The sequence below is a fragment of the Algorimicrobium echini genome, assembly GCF_900115185.1.
In the GTDB taxonomy this organism is placed as follows: Bacteria; Bacteroidota; Bacteroidia; order Flavobacteriales; family Flavobacteriaceae; genus Algorimicrobium; species Algorimicrobium echini.
In genome coordinates this window covers 1-2,500 of sequence record NZ_FOVN01000005.1, presented here as the reverse complement: position 1 = coordinate 2,500, position 2,500 = coordinate 1, and the positions used below count along the sequence as shown (strand labels likewise).

Genomic DNA, 2,500 nt, shown 5'->3' with positions numbered 1-2,500 from the left:
CATAATGAGCCTACGAGTTACCGTTGCTAGCAAGGTTAAGGACTTCAGGTCCGGATCCGTAGCGAAAGCGAGTCTGAATAGGGCGCTTTAGTTAGTAGTGGTAGACGCGAAACCGTGTGATCTACCCATGGGCAGGTTGAAGCTGTAGTAACATACAGTGGAGGACCGAACCGGTTGACGTTGAAAAGTCTTCGGATGACCTGTGGGTAGGGGTGAAAGGCCAATCAAACTCGGAAATAGCTCGTACTCCCCGAAATGCATTTAGGTGCAGCGTTGATTTATAGTTTTATAGAGGTAGAGCTACTGATTGGATGCGGGGGCTTCACCGCCTACCAATTCCTGACAAACTCCGAATGCTATATAATGATAATCAGCAGTGAGGGCATGGGTGCTAAGGTCCATGTCCGAGAGGGAAAGAACCCAGACCATCAGCTAAGGTCCCCAAATATATGTTAAGTTGAAAAAACGAGGTTGAACTGCTTAGACAGCTAGGATGTTGGCTTGGAAGCAGCCATTCATTTAAAGAGTGCGTAACAGCTCACTAGTCGAGCGGTTCGGCATGGATAATAATCGGGCATAAACATATTACCGAAGCTATGGACTTGTAAAAGTGGTAGGGGAGCATTGTAGTGTCGTCGAAGGTGAGTCGTGAGGCTTGCTGGAGAAGCTACAAAAGAAAATGTAGGCATAAGTAACGATAATGCGGGCGAGAAACCCGCACTCCGAAAGACTAAGGTTTCCTCAGCTATGCTAATCAGCTGAGGGTTAGTCGGGACCTAACGCGAACCCGAAAGGGGTAGTGGATGGACAACAGGTTAATATTCCTGTACCTGCTCACACTAAAAGTGACGGAGGCGAAAAGTTGGTGCGTACTGACGGAATAGTACGTTGAAGGAAGTGGTAACACTCCAATAGTACACTAAAGCTACGGCTGCGGTGATAATCCAGCAAATCGACTTCCAAGAAAAGCGAGTGAAGCAGCCCGTACCCTAAACCGACACAGGTAGTTGGGATGAGAATTCTAAGGAGCTCGAGAGATTCATGGTTAAGGAACTAGGCAAAATAGACGCGTAACTTCGGGAGAAGCGTCGCCCATCTTCGGATGGGCCGCAGTGAAAGAGTCCAGGCGACTGTTTATCAAAAACACAGGGCTATGCTAAATCGAAAGATGACGTATATGGCCTGACACCTGCCCGGTGCTGGAAGGTTAAGTGGAGGGTTTAGCTTCGGCGAAGATCTGAAATGAAGCCCCAGTAAACGGCGGCCGTAACTATAACGGTCCTAAGGTAGCGAAATTCCTTGTCGGGTAAGTTCCGACCTGCACGAATGGTGCAACGATCTGGACACTGTCTCAACCATGAGCTCGGTGAAATTGTAGTATCGGTGAAGATGCCGATTACCCGCTGTGGGACGAAAAGACCCCGTGCACCTTTACTATAGCTTAGTATTGGTTTTGGATAAGTAATGTGTAGGATAGGTGGGAGACTTTGAAGCGGCGTCGCTAGGCGTTGTGGAGTCATTGTTGAAATACCACCCTTTGCTTATCTAGAGTCTAACCCTTCACAAAAGGGGACAGTGCTTGGTGGGTAGTTTGACTGGGGTGGTCGCCTCCAAAAGAGTAACGGAGGCTTCTAAAGGTTCCCTCAGTACGGTTGGTAATCGTACGTAGAGTGCAATGGCATAAGGGAGCTTGACTGAGAGACATACAGGTCGATCAGGTACGAAAGTAGAGCATAGTGATCCGGTGGTTCCGCATGGAAGGGCCATCGCTCAAAGGATAAAAGGTACGCCGGGGATAACAGGCTGATCTCCCCCAAGAGCTCATATCGACGGGGGGGTTTGGCACCTCGATGTCGGCTCGTCACATCCTGGGGCTGGAGAAGGTCCCAAGGGTTGGGCTGTTCGCCCATTAAAGTGGCACGCGAGCTGGGTTCAGAACGTCGTGAGACAGTTCGGTCTCTATCTACAGTGGGCGTTAGAAATTTGAGTGGATCTGACTCTAGTACGAGAGGACCGAGTTGGACAAACCTCTGGTGTATCTGTTGTTCCGCCAGGAGCATTGCAGAGTAGCTACGTTTGGAAGGGATAAGCGCTGAAAGCATATAAGCGCGAAACCCACCACAAGATGAGATTTCTTTAAAGGGTCGTGGGAGATGACCACGTTGATAGGCTATAGGTGTAAAGGCAGTAATGTCATAGCCGAGTAGTACTAATAACCCATAGGCTTATTGTACGCCTGTTTTTTTAAATCAGTTTACAACACATTCATGTAATTTTTTCAATATGTTAAGATATTTGTTCCGAATTGTTCGGAACGCTGAAAGTAATACCTTAAAACCGTATTACTGCAGCTATAACTTAAGGTGGTTATAGCGACGGGGCTCACCTCTTACCATTCCGAACAGAGTAGTTAAGCCCGTTAGCGCCGATGGTACTGCATCTCGTGGGAGAGTAGGTCGCCGCCTTTTTTAAGAATCCCGATTCAATACTTGAATCGGGA

2 rRNA genes (1 of these 2 cut by a window edge) are annotated in these 2,500 nt (G+C 48.2%); both read left to right on the top strand.

The annotated features are described in order from the left end of the window. A 23S ribosomal RNA gene (locus tag BM239_RS11330) occupies positions 1-2,233 on the top strand; it begins 588 nt to the left of the window's first position. A gap of 126 nt (positions 2,234-2,359) precedes the next feature. Beyond that, positions 2,360-2,468 (top strand): 5S ribosomal RNA (gene rrf / locus BM239_RS11325). The last annotated feature ends 32 nt before the right edge of the window (positions 2,469-2,500 follow it).